The organism is Streptomyces sp. NPDC025651 (assembly GCF_055558735.1).
Window position 1 is genome coordinate 1 of record NZ_JBVHLZ010000041.1, and the last position, 1,058, is coordinate 1,058.

A 1,058-nucleotide genomic window follows, 5' to 3' on the forward strand; every position below is an offset into this window, starting at 1 on the left:
TCTGAGCTGGGGGTGGCCGCAGAGACCAGCGAGAAGCGACTGTTTACTAAAAACACAGGTCCGTGCGAAGCCGTAAGGCGATGTATACGGACTGACGCCTGCCCGGTGCTGGAACGTTAAGGGGACCGGTTAGTGCGCTTTCGGGCGTGCGAAGCTGAGAACTTAAGCGCCAGTAAACGGCGGTGGTAACTATAACCATCCTAAGGTAGCGAAATTCCTTGTCGGGTAAGTTCCGACCTGCACGAATGGCGTAACGACTTCTCGACTGTCTCAACCATAGGCCCGGTGAAATTGCACTACGAGTAAAGATGCTCGTTTCGCGCAGAAGGACGGAAAGACCCCGGGACCTTTACTACAGTTTGATATTGGTGTTCGGTTCGGCTTGTGTAGGATAGGTGGGAGACTGTGAAGCGGGCACGCCAGTGTTCGTGGAGTCGTCGTTGAAATACCACTCTGGTCGTGCTGGATGTCTAACCTCGGTCCGTGATCCGGATCAGGGACAGTGTCTGATGGGTAGTTTAACTGGGGCGGTTGCCTCCCAAAGGGTAACGGAGGCGCCCAAAGGTTCCCTCAGCCTGGTTGGTAATCAGGTGTTGAGTGTAAGTGCACAAGGGAGCTTGACTGTGAGACCGACGGGTCGAGCAGGGACGAAAGTCGGGACTAGTGATCCGGCGGTGGCTTGTGGAAGCGCCGTCGCTCAACGGATAAAAGGTACCCCGGGGATAACAGGCTGATCTTCCCCAAGAGTCCATATCGACGGGATGGTTTGGCACCTCGATGTCGGCTCGTCGCATCCTGGGGCTGGAGTCGGTCCCAAGGGTTGGGCTGTTCGCCCATTAAAGCGGTACGCGAGCTGGGTTTAGAACGTCGTGAGACAGTTCGGTCCCTATCCTCTGTGCGCGTAGGAATATTGAGAAGGGCTGTCCCTAGTACGAGAGGACCGGGACGGACGAACCTCTGGTGTGCCAGTTGTCCTGCCAAGGGCATGGCTGGTTGGCTACGTTCGGAAAGGATAACCGCTGAAAGCATCTAAGCGGGAAGCCTGCTTCGAGATGAGT

1 rRNA gene is annotated in these 1,058 nt (G+C 56.1%); it reads left to right on the forward strand.

Going from position 1 to position 1,058, the window contains the following annotated elements:
- Nucleotides 1-1,058 (forward strand): 23S ribosomal RNA (locus ACZ4D5_RS43455); the annotation flags it as partial.